The organism is Streptomyces sp. NBC_00016 (assembly GCF_045040885.1).
GTDB lineage: Bacteria > Actinomycetota > Actinomycetes > Streptomycetales > Streptomycetaceae > Streptomyces > Streptomyces coriariae.
Genome location: NZ_CP108304.1, coordinates 2,802,254 through 2,820,443, shown reverse-complemented (window position 1 = coordinate 2,820,443; position 18,190 = coordinate 2,802,254). Strand labels below are relative to the sequence as shown.

14 protein-coding genes and 1 riboswitch are annotated in these 18,190 nt (G+C 71.1%); of the genes, 9 read left to right on the top strand and 5 right to left on the bottom strand.

Features of this window, described 5'->3' with window-relative positions; translation table 11 throughout:
- Window positions 1-113: 113 nt before the first annotated feature.
- A complete protein-coding gene (locus OG933_RS12345; protein WP_405627076.1) occupies window positions 114-1,382 on the bottom strand; it encodes a citrate/2-methylcitrate synthase in 1,269 nt (422 codons plus the stop codon).
- 98 nt (window positions 1,383-1,480) lie between these two features.
- On the opposite strand from OG933_RS12345, the gene OG933_RS12340 reads away from it, so the two are divergent.
- Complete coding sequence (locus OG933_RS12340) at window positions 1,481-2,650, top strand: citrate synthase/methylcitrate synthase (protein WP_405627075.1); 1,170 nt, start codon at window positions 1,481-1,483, stop codon at window positions 2,648-2,650.
- An 86-nt stretch (window positions 2,651-2,736) separates the two neighbouring features.
- Here OG933_RS12340 and OG933_RS12335 read toward each other — a convergent pair whose 3' ends face one another.
- Both OG933_RS12335 and OG933_RS12330 read right to left on the bottom strand, forming a co-directional pair.
- On the bottom strand, window positions 2,737-2,976 hold the full coding sequence (locus OG933_RS12335) for a hypothetical protein (RefSeq protein WP_362527757.1): 240 nt from the start codon (window positions 2,974-2,976) through the stop codon (window positions 2,737-2,739).
- A 265-nt stretch (window positions 2,977-3,241) separates the two neighbouring features.
- A complete protein-coding gene (locus tag OG933_RS12330; RefSeq protein WP_362527755.1) occupies window positions 3,242-3,799 on the bottom strand; it encodes a DUF6082 family protein in 558 nt (185 codons plus the stop codon).
- A 324-nt stretch (window positions 3,800-4,123) separates the two neighbouring features.
- Between OG933_RS12330 and OG933_RS12325 the strand changes: the two genes are divergently transcribed.
- Complete coding sequence (locus OG933_RS12325; RefSeq protein ID WP_362527753.1) at window positions 4,124-5,185, top strand: GTP-binding protein; 1,062 nt, start codon at window positions 4,124-4,126, stop codon at window positions 5,183-5,185.
- On the opposite strand, the gene OG933_RS12320 is transcribed toward OG933_RS12325, so the two are convergent.
- Window positions 5,182-7,662 carry a DNA topoisomerase IV subunit A gene (locus tag OG933_RS12320; RefSeq protein WP_362527751.1) on the bottom strand — a complete coding sequence of 827 codons (2,481 nt, stop codon included), beginning with the start codon at window positions 7,660-7,662 and terminating at the stop codon, window positions 5,182-5,184. The two genes, OG933_RS12325 and OG933_RS12320, sit on opposite strands and share 4 nt — an antisense overlap.
- A gap of 270 nt (window positions 7,663-7,932) precedes the next feature.
- Between OG933_RS12320 and OG933_RS12315 the strand changes: the two genes are divergently transcribed.
- The 4 genes from OG933_RS12315 (at window position 7,933) to OG933_RS12300 (ending at window position 12,689) form a co-directional block, all read left to right on the top strand.
- Window positions 7,933-9,291, top strand: a complete 1,359-nt coding sequence (locus OG933_RS12315) for a pitrilysin family protein (protein WP_362527749.1) — start codon at window positions 7,933-7,935, stop codon at window positions 9,289-9,291.
- Window positions 9,288-10,676, top strand: coding sequence for a M16 family metallopeptidase (locus OG933_RS12310; protein ID WP_405627073.1), 1,389 nt, complete (start codon window positions 9,288-9,290; stop codon window positions 10,674-10,676). The genes OG933_RS12315 and OG933_RS12310 overlap by 4 nt, the downstream gene beginning before the upstream one ends.
- Before the next feature lie 202 nt (window positions 10,677-10,878).
- Window positions 10,879-11,047, top strand: a riboswitch (cyclic di-AMP (ydaO/yuaA leader).
- A gap of 14 nt (window positions 11,048-11,061) precedes the next feature.
- Complete coding sequence (locus OG933_RS12305; RefSeq protein WP_020125115.1) at window positions 11,062-11,805, top strand: M23 family metallopeptidase; 744 nt, start codon at window positions 11,062-11,064, stop codon at window positions 11,803-11,805.
- Window positions 11,806-11,993: 188 nt separating this feature from the next.
- Entirely contained in the window at window positions 11,994-12,689 is a 696-nt protein-coding gene (locus tag OG933_RS12300) for a GntR family transcriptional regulator (RefSeq protein ID WP_054243641.1), read from the top strand.
- A gap of 226 nt (window positions 12,690-12,915) precedes the next feature.
- Here OG933_RS12300 and OG933_RS12295 read toward each other — a convergent pair whose 3' ends face one another.
- On the bottom strand, window positions 12,916-13,197 hold the full coding sequence (locus tag OG933_RS12295) for an HPr family phosphocarrier protein (protein ID WP_054243640.1): 282 nt from the start codon (window positions 13,195-13,197) through the stop codon (window positions 12,916-12,918).
- Between the two features lie 177 nt (window positions 13,198-13,374).
- Here OG933_RS12295 and OG933_RS12290 point away from each other — a divergent pair, with 177 nt between their 5' ends.
- The 3 genes from OG933_RS12290 (at window position 13,375) to OG933_RS12280 (ending at window position 18,168) form a co-directional block, all read left to right on the top strand.
- Window positions 13,375-16,188 carry a GNAT family N-acetyltransferase gene (locus OG933_RS12290; RefSeq protein ID WP_362527741.1) on the top strand — a complete coding sequence of 938 codons (2,814 nt, stop codon included), beginning with the start codon at window positions 13,375-13,377 and terminating at the stop codon, window positions 16,186-16,188.
- Between the two features lie 172 nt (window positions 16,189-16,360).
- Window positions 16,361-16,957, top strand: a complete 597-nt coding sequence (locus OG933_RS12285) for a DUF5998 family protein (RefSeq protein WP_054243638.1) — start codon at window positions 16,361-16,363, stop codon at window positions 16,955-16,957.
- Window positions 16,957-18,168, top strand: a complete 1,212-nt coding sequence (locus OG933_RS12280; protein ID WP_054243637.1) for an alkaline phosphatase family protein — start codon at window positions 16,957-16,959, stop codon at window positions 18,166-18,168. Before OG933_RS12285 ends, OG933_RS12280 begins: the two co-directional genes overlap by 1 nt.
- Window positions 18,169-18,190: the final 22 nt, after the last annotated feature.

The window sequence follows — 18,190 nt, the reverse complement described above, 5'->3', positions numbered from 1 at the left end:
GGCAGCCTGCCCTGCCCGAGCGTCGTCCCTGGTCGCAGCGGTACCGGCCGCCCGAGCGGGGTGGCGCCCGGAACGGTGACGCGGGCCCGCTCGCGACGGCTTCCGCGCTTTTCCTACTCCTGTAGCGGCTGGGGCAGAGGCTGGGGCGGCTTCGGCCCCACGTAGTGTCCGCTCGGGCGCATCCGCAGGGGACGTTCGCCGTACTCCTCCAGGGCGTGGGCGATCCAGCCCGCCGTCCGGGCGACGGCGAAGATCGTCTCGCTGGCCGAGGACTCCATTCCGCAGGACGCGGTGAGCACGGCGAGCGCCAGGTCCACGTTGGCGTGCAGCGGCGCGTGGCGCGCGGTCGTGGCCACGATGTCCCGGGCCGCGGCGAGAGCCGGCCCGGCAGCGGGAATCTCCTCCAGGAGCGCGAACAGGGCACGCGCGCGGGGGTCCTCGCCGGGGTAGAGCCGGTGACCGAGACCCGGAATGCGGCGGCCCGCGCGCAGCTCCTCGGCGATCACCGGGGCGGCACTGCCGACGTCCAGCACCTCGAGCAGCATGCGGTGCGCCAGGCCCCCGGCCGCGCCGTGCAGGGGCCCCTCGAGCACTCCGAGCCCGGCGGAGACGGCCGCGTAGGCGTGCGCACGGGCCGAGGCGGCGACGCGCACCGCGAGCGTCGAGGCGGCCAGGTCGTGGTCGACGAGCAGGCCGAGCGCCGTGTCGAGGACGTGCAGCTGCGCCTTCTCGGCGGGCCGTCCGCTGAGTCGGCACCACAGGCGCAGGGCGAGCGGGCCTTCGTCACGGCGCGTGGGCAGCTTCGGGGGCAGGGCGGCGACGAGGGTGGGGATCAGGATGCGGGCGGTGCCGAGCACGGCGTCCTCGGACAGGTCGAACCGCAGCGGGTCCGCGGCCGCGGCGGCGACGGCGGCGACCCGCAACCGGTCGGTGGGCCCGGTGTGTTCGGGCAGCGCCTCGACGACGCGTCGGGCGGCCTCGACGGATGCCTCGGGTGCGGTGAAGGTGACGCCGGGCCGCAGCCGACCGGTCCACAGCCACTCCGCGACCTCTTCGTAGGAGTGCCGGGAGGCCAGTTCGACCGCGTCGACGCCCCGGAAGTAGTAGCGGTCCTGGTCGATGAAGGTGACGCGCGTACGTACGGACAGTTCCGCCCCGGAGCCCGGACTCCCGCTGCTCTCCCGCTTGTTGCGCCGCGCGAGCGCCTCGACCTCCTTGGCGTCGAAGGTGCTGCCGCGGCCCCCGGGCGTGCGCCGGCTGCTCAGCTGGCCACGACTGACGTACGCGTACACGGTCTCGGGTTTCACGCCGAGCAGTTCGGCGGCCTCCTTGGTGCTCAGCCGTCGTTCGGGGTGGCCGGGTCCGGGTTCGTGATCGCGCATGGGGGTCACCGTATCCACAAGACACATGCATTGATTCAATCAATATTGACAGAGATCGAGTCAAGCATGGACAGTCGAATCAAGTTCAGGGAGGAAACATGTCCGTCAACCTGTCATCAGCCTCAACCATGGACGTGCCGCGAGGACTCGCGGGTGTCGTCGTCGCCGACACGGAGGTCGGCGACGTCAGAGGTCGCGAAGGCTTCTACCACTACCGCCAGTACTCGGCCGTGGACCTCGCGCGCACCCGTCGCTTCGAGGACGTCTGGCACCTCCTGGTCCACGGCGAACTGCCGGACGCGCGACGGAGCGCCGCCTTCGCCGCCGAGACCGCGGCACTGCGGGGCCTCCCCGAGGGGGTGGCCGCCGCCCTGCCCGCCCTGGCGGCAGCGGCCGGTGCGGATGCGAATCCGCTGGCCGGGATGCGGACGGCCCTGTCGTTGCTGGGCGCGGCGAAGGGCTTTTGGCCCGTGTACGACGTCGACGCGGACCGGCGCCGGGAGGACACGATCGTCGCGGCCGCGGCCGTACCCACGCTGCTCACCGCGCTGTACCGGCTGGGGCGCGGCCTCGCTCCCGTCGAGCCGCGCGAGGACCTGCCGTACGCGGCGAACTACCTCTACATGGTGACCGGAGTCGAGCCCGATCCGGAGCGGGCCCGGGCGATCGAGCAATACTTGATCTCGACCATTGATCACGGCTTCAACGCATCAACCTTCACGGCCAGGGTCATCGCCTCGACCGGCGCGGATGTGGCGGCGTGCCTCGTGGGGGCGGTGGGCGCCCTGTCGGGGCCGCTGCACGGCGGCGCGCCCAGCCGGGCCCTGGACACTCTGGACGCGATCGGCACTCCCGATCGCATCGATCCCTGGATCCGCGAGCGGGTCCTCGCGGGCGAGCGCATCATGGGCTTCGGCCACGCCGTCTACCGCACGGAGGACCCGCGTTCGCGCATGCTCCGCGAGATCGCCCGGCGATTCGGAGGCCAGCGCGTCGAGTTCGCCGTCGAGGTGGAGCGGCACGTCGAGGCGATCCTCGCCGAGCTGAAGCCCGGCCGGGAGCTGCACACGAACGTGGAGTTCTATGCAGGCGTGGTCATGGAGCTCTGCGGGCTGCCCCGCGAGATGTTCACCCCGACGTTCGCGGCGGCGCGGGTGGTGGGCTGGAGCGCCAACATCCTGGAGCAGGCGGCGGACTCGAAGATCATCCGTCCGGTCGCGCGGTATGTGGGCCCGGGGGCGCCGGTCGAGGTGCCCGCGGTGGCCTGAACGCGCCCCGAGGGCACCCGTACGCGAGGAAGGCCCGGCATCGCGGGCGGGCCGGCCGGGCCATCCTCTCGAACTCTCGAAAGAGCCTAAAGGTCCGGAATATCGGCCTTCGCGCGCATCAGGGTCTCGCGGGTGATGACGACAATTCTCTCGTGGTCGCCGCGTGAGGCATCGGACGGGAGATCCGGGTCCAGTGAATCCGTGGCATCCGTGCCGATAACGGCGAAATTACCATCGGCAAGTTCGAAAATATCGGGGCAATTGGCTCCGCTCGCGCTTCCCCGAGCGCGCGGAGATGCACCGATCCGACGGATGATCTGACTCACTGTTGCTTCCTTGGGTCCGTTGGTTTGCGCACGACGACTGCGCGGTGCAAGACGGGCCCTGTGGGGTCGCTCGTCATCCGGCGGCGTAGGCGACGATCTGGTGGGGTCCTCTACGCGATCAAGCGTGAGTCAACTCCCTGACGCCCCACCTAACTTTCGACTTGACCTTTTCGTAATGGGCCGAGGGTGTGATTCCGCAGGAGGGGGTGCGAGCCCCGGGGCGTGAGCCCTCGGCTGCCGGAGTGCGCCGAGGGCCGGTGGAAGTTCACGGGCTCGGCGGCTCGCCCACCACCCACCATTCGTCGGCGTCCGACTCCTCGAGTTGCGTCAGGAGTTCGTCCACCATACGGCCGAGTTCTGCTTCGTCCGAACCGTCGGCAATGGTCGCCCGCTGGTGTCTCGTCGCGTACCAGTACTCCCGTACCACAGGGTTCTGAAGAATGCCTCGAATGTACCCGAAGAACTCCTCGCGGGAGATGTTGCCTATCCGGTAATAAAACAGCACGTTCGTGTAGAGAGCGTTGGCGTAGAGGTACTGGCGCCGCTGCTTGGTGGAAACGGGTGCCTCGAAGAGGTCGAGCACTTCCGCCAGTTCGGGGTCGTCGATGGCTTTGCTCAGCAATTCCCAGTGCAGGCGCTGCTGGTTGGCCAGATTGGTGTGCTGCTGGGAGTGGGCGGTGCGTTCCAGGTGTTCCAGCCGTACCCGCAGTGTCTCCAGCGCATGGCGTTGTGCCGCCATGGTGACGAGGGCACCTGCGGCCATGCCGGCCGCCGCCGCTGCGACTGCACCGAGTCCGCGGACCCCAAACCTCTGTGTGGTCATGTCAAAAACCCCCGATCGAGCGGCCGTGCGCCGGTCGTCGGGGTGCGGGTGGACGTGACGGGGACCGGCGAGCGGTGGGCGGCGCTTGCCGTCTCCCAGAGTGCCGAGCGGCTCTGATCGGCGGGGGAGGCGGAGGGGAGGCGCACGGAGGGAAGCGAGGGTCGCACGCCAGGGCGCCTTGCCCAGGGTCTGCCCCGCGGGCGCTGCTAACAATCGTTCACTTCGCGGTGATTCCCACGGCTCGTATCCTGGGTCGGCATTCAATCCTCGTACGCGCGCCCGGGCCGCGCGCCGGTGCACGCGTAGGTTTCGGAAAGGTCGCACGTGTCGCAGAGCCGCAGTCCGCAGCAGATCCCGGTCGTCGTACTCGCCGGATTCCTCGGTTCCGGCAAGACGACCCTGCTCAACCATCTCCTGCACCGCAGCGGCGGCAGCCGCATCGGTGCGATCGTGAACGACTTCGGCGCCATCGAGATCGACGCCATGGCCGTGGCCGGTGCGCTCGGCGACTCCACCGTCTCCCTCGGCAACGGCTGTCTGTGCTGCGCCGTCGACGCCGGCGAACTCGACGTGTACCTCGAACGGCTCGCCGGGCCGGCCGCCGGCATCGATGTCATCGTCATCGAGGCCAGCGGTCTCGCCGAGCCCGAGGAACTCGTGCGGATGGTGCTGGCCAGTGAGCATCCCGGCATCGTCTACGGCGGGCTCGTCGAAGTCGTCGACGCCGCCGAGTTCGACGAGACCCGGACGAAGCATCCCGGGATCGACCGGCATCTCGCCCTCGCCGACCTCGTCGTGGTGAACAAGCTCGACCGCGCGCCCGACGCCGACCGGGTCCTCGGGCTCGTCCGCTCGCTCACCGACCGGGCCGCCGTCGTCCCCGCCACCTACGGCCGTGTCGACCCCGAGTTCCTCTTCGACTGCCGGCCGGGCGGGGAGCGTGTCGGGCAGCTCTCCTTCGACGACCTGCACGACCACTCCGGGGACGATCACGCCGACCACCTCCACGGCTCCTACGACAGCCTCTCCTTCACCTCCGAAGTACCCCTCGGCCCCCGCCGGTTGATGGAGTTCCTCGACAGCAGGCCCGAGGGGCTGTACCGCATCAAGGGGTATGTCGACTTCGGTCCGCACGACCCGGTCAACCGGTACGCCGTGCACGCCGTCGGGCGCTTCCTCCGCTTCTACCCGGAGCCCTGGCCGGCCGCCGACGCCCGCCTGACCCAGCTCGTCCTCATCGGATCCGGCATCGACGCCTCCGCCCTCGGCAAGGAACTCGAGGCGTGCAAGGACGACGCCCCACACGCCGACGAGCACGGCATGTGGGGCGTCCTGCGCTACGTACAGGCCCCTGACGACGAGGCCTTCCAGGAGGCCGAGGCCTAGACCGGCCCGGCCACCACCGAGACCGTCTTCGTCAGCGACACGCCCGAGCCGTCACGGCGCGGGTCCATCTCCGGCAACTCGGCCGGCAGGCCGTTCTTCTGCGCCGCCTTGGCAGGGACGGGACCCGCCCAGGCCAGGGACAGGCAGTCCTCGCCCTTCAGGAACCGCTGGCAGCGCACACCGCCCGTGGCACGGCCCTTGCGCGGGTACTGGTCGAACGGGGTGAGCTTGGCGGTCGTCTGGACGGAGTCGTCCAGGGTTCCGCGCGAGCCCGCGATCGTGAAGACCACCGCGTCCACCGCGGGGTCCACGGCCGTGAACGAGATGACCTTCGCGCCCTCGGTGAGCTTGATGCCCGCCATACCGCCCGCCGCGCGGCCCTGCGGACGCACCTGCGAGGCCTGGTAGCGCAGCAGCTGGGCGTCGTCGGCGATGAAGACCAGGTCCTCCTCGCCGGTACGCAGTTCGACGGCACCGACGATCCGGTCGCCGTCCCGCAGGGTGATGACCTCCAGCTCGTCCTTGTTGGTCGGGTAGTCGGGCACGACCCGCTTGACGACGCCCTGTTCCGTGCCGATGGCCAGCCCCGGGGACGACTCGTCGAGCGTGGTCAGACAGATCACCGTCTCGTCGCCCTCCAGGGAGACGAACTCCGCCAGCGGGGCGCCGCCCGAGAGGTTCGGCGCCGAGGCCGTGTCCGGGAGCTGTGGCAGGTCGACGACGTTGATCCGCAGCAGGCGGCCCGAGGAGGTGACGGCGCCGATCTCCCCGCGCGCGGTGGCCGACACCGCCGAGATGATCACATCGTGCTTGGTGCGCTTGCCGTCCCCGTCCCCGTCCTCGGCGTCCTCGGCGTTCTCCGTGAAGGGCTCGCCGTTCGCCGTGCGGGCCAGCAGGCCGGTGGAGGACAGCAGGACACGGCACGGGTCGTCCGCGACCTGGAGGGGCACGGCGGTGGCCGTGGTACCCGACGACTCCAGCAGGACCGTACGGCGCTCGGTGCCGAACTTCTTCGCCACCGAGGCCAGTTCGGCCGAGACCAGCTTGCGCAGCTCCGCGTCCGAGTCCAGGATCCGGGTCAGCTCGGCGATCTCCTCGTTGAGCTTCTCCTTCTCCGCCTCCAGCTCGATGCGGTCGTACTTGGTGAGCCGGCGCAGCGGGGTGTCCAGGATGTACTGGGTCTGGATCTCCGACAGCGAGAAGCGCTCCATCAGGCGCTGCTTCGCCTCCGCGCTGTTGTCGCTGGAGCGGATCAGCCGGATGACCTCGTCGATGTCGACGAGCGCCGTCAGCAGGCCCTCCACCAGGTGCAGCCGGTCGCGCCGCTTGCTGCGGCGGAACTCGCTGCGGCGGCGCACCACGGTGAAGCGGTGGTCGAGGTAGACCTCCAGCAGCTCCTTGAGGCCCAGCGTGAGCGGCTGGCCGTCGACCAGCGCCACGTTGTTGATGCCGAAGGACTCCTCCATCGGGGTCAGCTTGTACAGCTGCTCCAGGACGGCCTCCGGCACGAAGCCGTTCTTGATCTCGATGACCAGGCGCAGACCGTGCGCGCGGTCGGTGAGGTCCTTGACGTCGGCGATGCCCTGGATCTTCTTCGAGCCGACCAGGTCCTTGATCTTGGCGATGACCTTCTCGGGCCCGACGGTGAAGGGCAGTTCGGTGATGACCAGGCCCTTGCGGCGGGCCGTGACGGTCTCCACCGACACCGTGGCACGGATCTTGAACGTGCCGCGGCCGTTCTCGTAGGCGTCCCGGATGCCGGAGAGGCCGACGATCCGGCCGCCGGTGGGCAGGTCGGGGCCCGGAACGTACTTCATCAGGGCGTCCAGATCCGCGCCGGGATAGCGGATCAGATGGCGGGCGGCCGCGATGACCTCGCCCAGGTTGTGCGGCGGCATGTTGGTGGCCATGCCGACCGCGATCCCGGACGCGCCGTTGACCAGCAGGTTCGGGAAGGCGGCGGGCAGCGCCACCGGCTCCTGCTCCTGGCCGTCGTAGTTGGGCGAGAAGTCGACCGTGTCCTCGTCGATCGACTCGGTCATCAGGCTCGTCGCCTGGGCCTGGCGGCACTCGGTGTACCGCATGGCGGCCGGCGGGTCGTCGTTGCCCAGCGAGCCGAAGTTGCCGTGGCCGTCGATCAGCGGCACCCGCATGGAGAAGGGCTGGGCCATCCGCACCAGGGCGTCGTAGATCGACGCGTCGCCGTGCGGGTGCAGCTTGCCCATGACCTCGCCGACGACCCGGGCGCACTTCACATAGCCGCGCTCCGGGCGCAGGCCCATCTCGTTCATCTGGTAGACGATGCGGCGGTGCACCGGCTTGAGGCCGTCACGGGCGTCCGGCAGGGCGCGGGAGTAGATGACCGAGTACGCGTACTCGAGGAAGGAGCCCTGCATCTCGTCGACGACGTCGATGTCGAGGATCCGCTCCTCGAACGACTCGTCGGGCGGCGGGGTCTTCGTGCTGCGGCGGGCCATCGCTGCCGGCTCCTTGCTGGGGCGTGATACGGGATCTGACGCGGACCATTGTGGACCGTGGCACTGACAGCGCGGGCGAGGACCCGGCGTCGGCCGTCCGGCCCGAACGCAGAGGCATCTCCTCCACGGCTGCCCGCAGGCTACGCGATCTCGCTCTCGGCGTATGTCGTCCGGGAACTTCGCGGACCGTCCGCACGCTTGCATACAGTGGCAGGACCGGCAGGAAAACCGCGGTTTCGACGACCGCGTCCGCGATCGGAAGGGACGTACATGCCCATGGGTCACACGGCCACAGCCCAGGCAGGCTCCGGGGGCCTGACAGCGACCGAGCACCGTCTGGCCAACGGCCTGCGCGTGGTGCTCTCGGAGGACCACCTGACCCCCGTCGCGGCGGTGTGCCTCTGGTACGACGTCGGTTCACGCCACGAAGTCAAGGGGCGTACGGGTCTTGCTCACCTTTTCGAGCACCTGATGTTCCAGGGTTCCGGCCAGGTCAAGGGCAACGGACACTTCGAGCTGGTCCAGGGGGCCGGCGGCTCGCTCAACGGCACCACCAGCTTCGAGCGCACGAACTACTTCGAGACCATGCCCACCCACCAGCTGGAGCTCGCCCTCTGGCTGGAGGCCGACCGCATGGGCTCGCTGCTCACCGCGCTGGACGACGAGTCGATGGAGAACCAGCGCGACGTCGTCAAGAACGAGCGCCGTCAGCGCTACGACAACGTCCCCTACGGCACGGCCTTCGAGAAGCTGACCGCTCTCGCCTACCCGGACGGCCACCCGTACCACCACACGCCGATCGGCTCGATGGCCGACCTGGACGCGGCGACCCTGGAGGACGCACGCGCGTTCTTCCGCACGTACTACGCGCCCAACAACGCGGTCCTTTCCGTGGTCGGTGACATCGACCCGGAGCAGACCCTCGCCTGGGTCGAGAAGTACTTCGGCTCCATCCCCGGCCACGACGGCAAGCCCGCGCCCCGTGACGGCGGGCTGCCCGACGTCATCGGCGAGCAGCTGCGCGAGATCGTCGAGGAGGAGGTGCCGGCCCGCGCGCTGATGGCCGCCTACCGGCTGCCCGAGGACGGCACGCGTGCGTGCGACGCCGTCGACCTGGCGCTCACCGTCCTCGGCGGCGGCGAGTCCTCCCGCCTCTACAACCGGCTGGTGCGCCGCGACCGTACGGCCGTCGCGGCCGGCTTCGGCCTGCTGCGGCTCGCCGGAGCACCCTCCCTGGGCTGGCTGGACGTGAAGACGTCCGGTGACGTCGAGGTGCCCGTCATCGAGGCCGCCATCGACGAGGAGCTCGCCCGGTTCGCCGAGGAGGGCCCCACGGCCGAGGAAATGGAGCGCGCTCAGGCGCAGTTGGAGCGCGAGTGGCTGGACCGGCTCAGCACGGTCGCCGGCCGCGCCGACGAACTGTGCCGGTTCGCCGTCCTGTTCGGCGACCCGCAGCTCGCCCTCAACGCCGTCCAGCGCGTGCTGGAGGTGACGCCGGAGGAGGTGCAGGAGATCGCCAAGGCCCGCCTGCGCCCCGACAACCGCGCGGTGCTCGTCTACGAGCCGACCGCCGCCGAAGCCCCCGCCGACCAGGACGAGAACGACGAGAACGAGGAGGCGGCCCGGTGACCGAGCTCGCCACGATGGACTTCCACCCCCAGCCCCGGGCGGGCGAGGCCAAGCCGTGGGCGTTCCCGGCGCCCGAGCGCACCGCGCTGGCCAACGGCCTGACCGTGCTGCACTGCCACCGTCCCGGCCAGCAGGTCGTCGCCGTGGAGATCCTCCTCGACGCACCCCTGGACGCCGAACCGGCCGGCCTCGACGGCGTCGGCACGATCATGGCGCGGGCCTTCTCCGAGGGCACCGACAAGCACTCCGCCGAGGAGTTCGCCGCCGAGCTGGAGCGCTGCGGCGCCACCCTGGACGCGCACGCGGATCACCCCGGCGTCCGGCTGAGCCTCGAAGTGCCGGCCTCGCGCCTGCCCAAGGGCCTCGGTCTGCTCGCCGACGCCCTCAGGGCCCCCGCGTTCGCCGACAGCGAGGTCGAGCGCCTCGTCCGCAACCGCCTGGACGAGATCCCGCACGAGCTGGCCAACCCCTCCCGGCGCGCCGCCAAGGAGCTCTCCAAGGAGCTGTTCCCGGCCACCGCGCGGATGTCGCGGCCGCGCCAGGGCACCGCGGAGACGGTCGAGAAGATCGACTCCGCCGCCGTACGCGCCTTCTACGACAAGCACGTCCGTCCCGCCACGGCCACCGCGGTGGTCGTCGGCGACCTCACCGGTGTCGACCTGGCGGCGCTCCTCGGCGACACCCTGGGTGCCTGGACGGGCTCCTCGGCCGAGCCGCGGCCCGTGCCGCCGGTGACCGCCGACGACGCCGGCCGGGTCGTCATCGTGGACCGTCCGGGCGCCGTCCAGACGCAGTTGCTGATCGGCCGGATCGGCGCCGACCGGCACGACCGTGTGTGGCCCGCGCAGGTGCTCGGCACGTACTGCCTCGGTGGCACCCTCACCTCCCGGCTGGACCGTGTCCTGCGCGAGGAGAAGGGCTACACCTACGGTGTCCGCGCGTTCGGTCAGGTCCTGCGGTCCGCCCCGGACGGCTCGGGCGCCGCGATGCTCGCCATCAGCGGCTCCGTCGACACCCCGAACACCGGCCCCGCTCTGGACGACCTGTGGAAGGTGCTGCGCACCCTCGCCGCCGAGGGGCTGACCGACGCCGAGCGCGACGTCGCCGTGCAGAACCTGGTCGGTGTGGCGCCGCTGAAGTTCGAGACCGCCGCGGCCGTCGCCGGCACGCTGGCGGACCAGGTCGAGCAGCACCTGCCCGACGACTTCCAGGCCACGCTGTACCAGCAGCTCGCCGCGACCGGCACGGTGGAGGCCACCGCGGCGGCCGTGAACGCCTTCCCGGTGGACCGGCTGGTGACCGTCCTCGTCGGTGACGCGGCCCAGATCAAGGAGCCGGTCGAGGCCCTCGGCATCGGCGAGGTGAAGGTCGTGTCCGCGGAGTAGTTCCCGGCAACGGCACGCGCGTGTGGGGGCCCTGGTCGACGAAAGCGTCACCAGGGCCTCCGTATGTCCGAATTGAGGCGGAGGTTGCCCGTCTGCCCTGTGGGATGCGCTACAAAAACCGGGATCCGTTTGAGGATTGAAACCCGCGCCGCTTAGCGTCATCCGGGCTGTTCGTCAGGCAGTGCGCCGCAGCCGCGGCACCGGACAGTCATCGCCGAGTCCCCGTACGGCGCGAGCCAGGGGAGCCGGGGACCCACTTGTGAAGTCCCTGGGGTGAATCGGACGCCCGCGCGTGAACGCGAGGGGGTCCGTAGGAGACCTTCCTGCTCCGAACCCGTCAGCTAACCCGGTAGGCGAGAGGGAAGGAAAGGACACCCCCAACTTCATGGCGTTCACCTGCGCCACCGGGAAGCACCGTCGGCCCAGCCGGATGCAGCGCACCAGCGTCCGCGCGGCGGGCATCGCGGCGCTCACCACCACCGGTGTCATGGCCACCGTCGCTTCCACCCCGGCCTTCGCCGCCGAGCCCACCCCCGAGCAGACCGGGCTGATCCCCGTGGTCACCGCCGGCGAGTCCGTCGTCGAGCAGATCGACGACCAGGTCGCCGTGCAGAAGCACGCGGCCTTCGAGGAGGCCGCCCGGCAGGCCGCAGCCAAGAAGGCCGTGGAGGAGCGCGAGGCACGCGTGCGTGCCGCCCGCGAGGCCGAGCGCAAGCGCCTCAACACCTTCGTCTCGCCGATCACCGGCTCCTACGTGTCGACCAGCTACCAGGCCAGCAGCTCCCTGTGGTCCTCCGGCAGCCACACCGGCATCGACTTCCACGCGGCCAGCGGCACCACCGTGCACGCGGTCGGCCTGGGCACCGTCGTCGAGGCCGGCTGGGGCGGGTCGTACGGCAACCAGATCGTCATCAAGATGAACGACGGGACGTACACCCAGTACGGTCACCTGTCGTCCATCGAGGTGTCGGTGGGCCAGCAGGTCACCCCGGGCCAGCGGATCGCCCTGTCCGGCGCCACCGGCAACGTCACCGGCGCGCATCTGCACTTCGAGGCCCGTACCACCGCGGAGTACGGCTCGGACATCGATCCGGTCGCCTACCTCCGCACGCACGGCGTGAACGTCTGACGACCCACGGCGACAGATCGTCTTGCCCCGGCCCTCCCGGCCGGGGCTTTCGCCGTTTTCGAGGTCCTGCTGTCCAAAAAATATCCCTGGATTCCGGCCCGCCATCGGAAATCCCCGCCCATTGCAATAGAGTCACGGAACACACGTCAATCGTCGACGTTTCACGGGGATTAAGGCGGAGGTCCGTCATGCGTATTCCGGCGCACTCGGTGTGCACGGCCATTCGGGACGACATCGTCGCGGGTGTCTACGAGCGCGGCAGCCGCCTCACCGAGGAACTTCTCGCTCGCCGCTACGGCGTTTCCCGCGTCCCCGTCCGAGAGGCGCTGCGCACGCTGGAGGCCGAGGGTTTCGTCGTCACACGGCGGCACGCGGGCGCGTGCGTCGCGGAGCCGACCGAGCAGGAGGCCGCGGACCTGCTGGAGATGCGCATGCTCCTGGAGCCGCTCGGTGCCTCCCGGGCCGCCCAGCGGCGCACCGAGGCCCATCTGAAGGTGCTGCGCGGCCTCGTCCGGCTGGGCCAGGAGCGGGCCAGGCGGGGCAACAGCGAGGATCTGCGCTCTCTGGGGGGCTGGTTCCACGAGACGCTCGCCCAGTCCTCCGGGAGCCAGGCCCTGACGTCGATGCTCACCCAGCTGCGCCACAAGATCGCCTGGATGTACGCGGTGGAGGCCCCGGCCAACCCCGTGGAGTCCTGGGCGGAGCACGGCGCCATCGTGGACGCGGTGGCGCGCGGCGACGGCGAGCGTGCGCGGGCGATCACGGCGCTGCACACCGAGCGCGCGACGGGCGCGCACCGGCTGCGCTTTTCCGGCGGCCCCGAGCGCGCAGACCGTGTGAGGACTTCGCAACCTCCCGTAAACATGACGGGTCTGCGGCATTAACACGAGGGCCGTATACAAAGAGGGGATAATTCGCGGGGGATTATTTCTGCTGCCCGTAAAGGGAAATACGAAGGGCTCGCCCGATAATTCGGACGAGCCCTTCGGGGTTTAGCGGGACGACACCTTTGGGGCGACGAACACCGCCACCGTCAATTGAGCACCCCCGAGGGCGCGCAACCACCTCCGCGAGTGCGGCGGCGGCTCAGGCGCAAAGGGGGCTGCGCGCTCAGACGGTCTCGGGGAGCTCCTCGAGCCCCTCGGCGACCAGCTTCGCCAGACGGTCGAGGGCGACGTCGGCGCCGTCGGCCTCGGAGGCGAGGACGATCTCCTCGCCGCCCTGGGCGCCCAGGCCGAGAACGGCCAGCATGGAGGCCGCGTTGACGGGGTTGCCGTCGGCCTTGGCGATCGTCACCGGGATACCTGCGGCCGTGGCGGCCCGGACGAAGATGGAAGCGGGGCGGGCGTGAAGGCCCTCGGCCCAGCCGACGTTGACGCGGCGCTCAGCCATGTGATGCTGCCCTTCAGTGTTCAGGTTGTCTAGACCAGTGTTCCACACGTGAAGCGTGTGAGGGAGGGGTCGTGTGTCCCCTCCCGACGTGGTCGTCGGATCGCGGCCTCGATCCGACGAACGTCCTCCACAGACTGCCTCGCGCCGTTGTCGTACGCGAGCCGTACTCTGGGCCCCATGCAGAGCGCGTCGGACCGGCACGAGTACCCCGCCCACTGGGAGGCCGACGTGGTGCTGCGCGACGGCGGCACCGCGCGCATCCGCCCCATCACCGTCGATGACGCCGAGCGTCTGGTCAGCTTCTACGAGCAGGTTTCGGACGAGTCGAAGTACTACCGCTTCTTCGCGCCCTACCCGCGCCTGTCCGACAAGGACGTCCACCGCTTCACGCACCACGACTTTGTGGACCGGGTGGGACTCGCGGCCACGGTCGGCGGCGAGTTCATCGCCACCGTACGCTATGACCGCATTGGTGCCGACGGCATGGCCGCCTCGGCCCCGGCCGACGAGGCCGAGGTCGCGTTCCTCGTGCAGGACGCCCACCAGGGCAGGGGCGTCGCCTCCGCGTTGCTCGAGCACATCGCGGCCGTGGCGCGCGAGCGTGACATCCGCCGCTTCGCGGCCGAGGTGCTCCCCGCCAACAACAAGATGATCAAGGTGTTCACGGACGCCGGTTACACCCAGAAGCGCAGCTTCGAGGACGGCGTCGTACGCCTGGAGTTCGGCCTCGAACCCACCGAGCGCTCCGTCGCCGTGCAGCGCGCGCGGGAACAGCGCGCCGAGGCGCACTCCGTGGGGCGGCTGCTGGCGCCCGGCTCCGTGGCCGTCGTCGGCACCGGCCGCAGCCCCGGCGGCGTCGGCCGAAGCGTGCTCGGCAACCTCCGCGAGGCGGGCTTCACCGGGCGGCTGTACGCCGTGAACAAGGCCTTCCCCGAGGACCTGAAGGAACTGGACGGGGTGCCCGCCCACCGCTCGGTGCGCGACATAGCGGAGCCCGTCGACCTCGCGGTCGTCGCCGTCCCGGCGGAGCAGGTCCCCGAGGCCGTCACCGAGTGCGGCGAGCACGGCGTGCAGGGACTCGTGGTCCTCTCCGCCGGCTACGCCGAGAGCGGCCCCGACGGGCGCGAGCGCCAGCGCGAACTCGTCCGGCACGCACGCGCGTACGGCATGCGGATCATCGGCCCCAATGCCTTCGGAGTCATCAACACCTCCCCGGAGGTGCGGCTGAACGCCTCGCTGGCTCCGGAGATGCCGAGACCCGGCCGGATCGGCCTGTTCGCCCAGTCCGGTGCCATCGGCATCGCCCTGCTGTCCCGCCTCCACCGGCGTGGCGGCGGCGTCACCGGCGTCACCGGCGTATCGACCTTCATCTCCTCCGGCAACCGCGCGGACGTCTCGGGCAACGACGTCCTCCAGTACTGGTACGACGACCCCGACACCGACGTCGCCCTCATGTATTTGGAATCCATCGGCAACCCGCGCAAGTTCACCCGCCTCGCGCGGCGCACGGCGGCCGCCAAGCCCCTGGTCGTCGTCCAGGGCGCCGGTTCCGCCCCGCAGGGGCACGCCGTACGGGCGACCCGGCTGCCCCACGCGACGGTGTCGGCGCTGCTGCGGCAGGCCGGCGTGATCCGCGTGGACACCATCACCGAACTGGTCGACGCGGGCCTGCTGCTCGCCCGTCAGCCACTGCCGACGGGCCCGCGGGTGGCGATCCTCGGCAACTCCGAGTCGCTGGGCCTGCTGACGTACGACGCCTGTCTCTCGGAAGGGCTGCGTCCGCTGCCGCCGCTGGACCTGACGACCGAGGCGTCGGCCCAGGACTTCCACGCGGCGCTGGCCCGGGCGCTGGCCGACGAGACGTGCGACGCGGTGGTCGTGACGGCGATCCCGGCGATCGGCGAGAGGTCGCCCGGGGACGCGGAACTCGCGGAGGCCCTGCGGTCGGCCGCGGCGGCCGCTCCCGCCAAACCGGTGCTCGTCGTGCACGTGGAACTCGGCGGTCTCGCCACGGCACTGTCCGCAGCGACGAGCACCGCACCGCGCGCCGAAGCAGCCCCACGCGCGCGTACCGACGTCCCCGACGGCGCGCAGCCGGTGCCCACCGCCGTCGCGGCACCCGAGGGAACGCACCTCATCCCCGCCTACCCAGCCGCCGAACGCGCCGTCCGCGCGCTCGCGGAGGCCGTGAAGTACGCCCATTGGCGGCGCGAGGCGGCCGACGCCGGCAAGGTGCCCGAGTACGAGGACATCGACGAGAAGGGCGCCGCCGAACTGATCGGCGGGCTCCTCGCGCGCGGGCAGGGCCTGACCCTCGGCACCGACGAGACGTGCGAGCTGCTCGGCCGCTACGGCATCCGCACCCGCCGGGCCATCCCGGCACCCACCCCGGACGAGGCGGCACGGGCCGCGGCCGCCCTCGGCTACCCCGTCGCCCTCAAGGCCACCGCCCCGCACCTGCGGCACCGCGCCGACCTCGGCGGCGTACGGCTCGATGTGCCCGACGAGGAGCAACTGCGCCGTTCGTACGCCGAGTTGACCGAGCTCTTCGGCAAGCCGGAGGAGATCCGCCCGGTCGTCCAGGCGATGGCACCGCGCGGGGTCGACACGGTCGTCCGCGCGGTCATCGACCCGGCGGCCGGAGCCGTACTGTCCTTCGGGCTCGCCGGGGCCGCCTCACAGCTGCTCGGAGACATGGCGCACCGGCTGGTTCCGGTCACCGACCGCGAGGCGACCTCGCTGATCCGGTCCATCCGGACCGCCCCGCTCCTCTTCGGCTGGCGCGGCTCGACACCCGTCGACACCGCCGCCCTCGAGGAGCTGCTGCTGCGGGTGTCCCGGCTGGTCGACGACCACCCCGAGGTCGTCGCGGTCACCCTGGAGCCGGTTGTCGTTGCCCCGCACGGGCTGAGCGTCCTCGGCGCCTCCGTCCGCCTCGCACCCCCGCCGGCGCGCGACGACCTCGGACCGAGGACGCTGCCCACGTACTGAGCGGACCGCCCGGGAGCGCGTCGTCGGGCACGCGCGTGAGGACGCGCCGCCCGGGCAGCGGATCGCCCCGGGGAGGCGCGTCCCACGGAGCACGGACGGAGCGCGCCCAGGCCGCCGCCGACGTATCGAAGGGGTCCTGAGCGGTGCCTTGCAGTCAGTGGGTCCCCGTAGGATGGAGGGCATGGCCAAGACCAGTACGACGACCCAGGGGCTGCGCGCGGCGATCGAGCGCAGCGGCTACTACCCGGCCCTCGTGGCCGAGGCGGTGGAGGCCGCTGTGGGCGGCGAGCCGATCCGGTCGTACCTGGTCCACCAGGAGACCACGTTCGACCAGAACGAGGTGCGCCGGCATGTGACCGTGCTGGTCCTCACCGGCAACCGCTTCATCGTCAGCCACACCGACGAGCAGGCCGCCGACACCACCTCCCCGACGCCGTACGCCACGACGTCCACGGAGTCCGTGAAGCTCGGCCGGATCTCGTCCGTCGTCCTCAGCAGGGTGGTCGCCAACCCGGAGTCGTACACGCCGGGCACGCTGCCGCGCGAGATCGTGCTGACCATCGGCTGGGGCGCCGTCTCCCGTATCGACCTGGAGCCGGCCGCGTGCGGTGACCCCAACTGCGACGCCGACCACGGCTACACCGGCAGCTCGACGGCGGACGACCTCAGCCTGCGGGTGAGCGAGGCCGGCGACGGCCCGGAGACGGTCCGCCAGGCGCTCGTCTTCGCGCAGTCGCTGTCCGAGGCGACAGCGGACGTAACCCGCTGATGTCGCGCTCCGTGCCCACTCCCTTCGACTCCGCCCCCTGGGACTTCCCCGAACCGCTCGCGGTCGGCTCCGCGCCCGTCCCCGAGTACGGCTCCGGCTCCCTCGCCGACCTGCTGCCCACGCTGGCCGCGGGCATGGGCGTACCCGGCACGACCGCGGCGATCCCGGAGCTGACCCCGGCCGACCGCAACTGCGTCTTCCTGATCGACGGCCTCGGCTGGGAGCAGATCAAGGACCACCCCGACGAGGCGCCCTATCTCCACGCGCTACTCGGCAGCTCGCGCGGCGGCACCGGACGTCCGCTCACCGCCGGCTACCCGGCGACCACCGCGACCTCCCTCGCCTCCGTCGGCACCGGCCTTCCCCCGGGCGCGCACGGCCTGCCCGGCTACACCGTGCGCAACCCGGCGACCGGCGCCCTGATGAACCAGCTCCGCTGGCAGCCGTGGACGGCCCCGGGCGCCTGGCAGCCGTACCCCACCGTCTTCCAGCTCGCCCACGAGGCGGGTGTGCACGCCGCCCAGGTGTCGTCCCCCACCTTCCAGAACACCCCGCTGACCAAGGTCGCGCTCAGCGGCGGAACGTTTCACGGGCGGCTGACCGGCGAGGAGCGCATGGACTTCGCCGCCGAGCAACTGGCCGCCGGTGACCGCTCCCTCGTCTACACGTACTACGCGGAACTGGACGGCGCCGGGCACCGCTACGGCGTCGCCTCCGACACCTGGCGCGGCCAGCTCATGTACGTCGACCGGCTCGTCCAGCGCCTCGCCGAGCAGCTCCCGCCGCGCAGCGCGCTCTACGTCACCGCCGACCACGGCATGGTCGACGTGCCCTTCGACGAGGAGCACCGCATCGACTTCGACGCGGACTGGGAGCTGCGCGCCGGGGTCGCCCTGCTGGGCGGCGAGGGCCGCGCCCGCCATGTCTACGCCGTACCGGGCGCCGAGAACGACGTCCTGACCTGCTGGCGCGAGGTGCTCGGCGAGCAGTTCTGGATCGCCTCGCGCGACGAGGCGATCGCCGCGGGCTGGTTCGGTCCACAGGTCGACGAGCGGGTGTACGCCCGCCTCGGCGACGTGGTCGCGGCCGCCCGGGACGACGTGCTGATCATCGCCTCCGAGCGGGAGCCCAAGGAGTCGGCGATGGTCGGCAACCACGGCTCGATGACCCCTGCCGAGCAACTGGTCCCGCTGCTCGAAGTACGCTCCTGACGCCCAGAACCGTTTCTTCTCC

Coding starts and splice junctions, on each gene's coding strand:
- OG933_RS12285 (WP_054243638.1), top strand. CDS start 16,361: ATGGAGGGCATGGCCAAGACCAGTACGACGACCCAGGGGCTGCGCGCG.
- OG933_RS12295 (WP_054243640.1), bottom strand. CDS start 13,197: ATGGCTGAGCGCCGCGTCAACGTCGGCTGGGCCGAGGGCCTTCACGCC.
- OG933_RS12340 (WP_405627075.1), top strand. CDS start 1,481: ATGTCCGTCAACCTGTCATCAGCCTCAACCATGGACGTGCCGCGAGGA.
- OG933_RS12280 (WP_054243637.1), top strand. CDS start 16,957: ATGTCGCGCTCCGTGCCCACTCCCTTCGACTCCGCCCCCTGGGACTTC.
- OG933_RS12305 (WP_020125115.1), top strand. CDS start 11,062: ATGGCGTTCACCTGCGCCACCGGGAAGCACCGTCGGCCCAGCCGGATG.
- OG933_RS12290 (WP_362527741.1), top strand. CDS start 13,375: ATGCAGAGCGCGTCGGACCGGCACGAGTACCCCGCCCACTGGGAGGCC.
- OG933_RS12320 (WP_362527751.1), bottom strand. CDS start 7,662: ATGGCCCGCCGCAGCACGAAGACCCCGCCGCCCGACGAGTCGTTCGAG.
- OG933_RS12300 (WP_054243641.1), top strand. CDS start 11,994: ATGCGTATTCCGGCGCACTCGGTGTGCACGGCCATTCGGGACGACATC.
- OG933_RS12345 (WP_405627076.1), bottom strand. CDS start 1,382: ATGCGCGATCACGAACCCGGACCCGGCCACCCCGAACGACGGCTGAGC.
- OG933_RS12315 (WP_362527749.1), top strand. CDS start 7,933: ATGCCCATGGGTCACACGGCCACAGCCCAGGCAGGCTCCGGGGGCCTG.
- OG933_RS12330 (WP_362527755.1), bottom strand. CDS start 3,799: ATGACCACACAGAGGTTTGGGGTCCGCGGACTCGGTGCAGTCGCAGCG.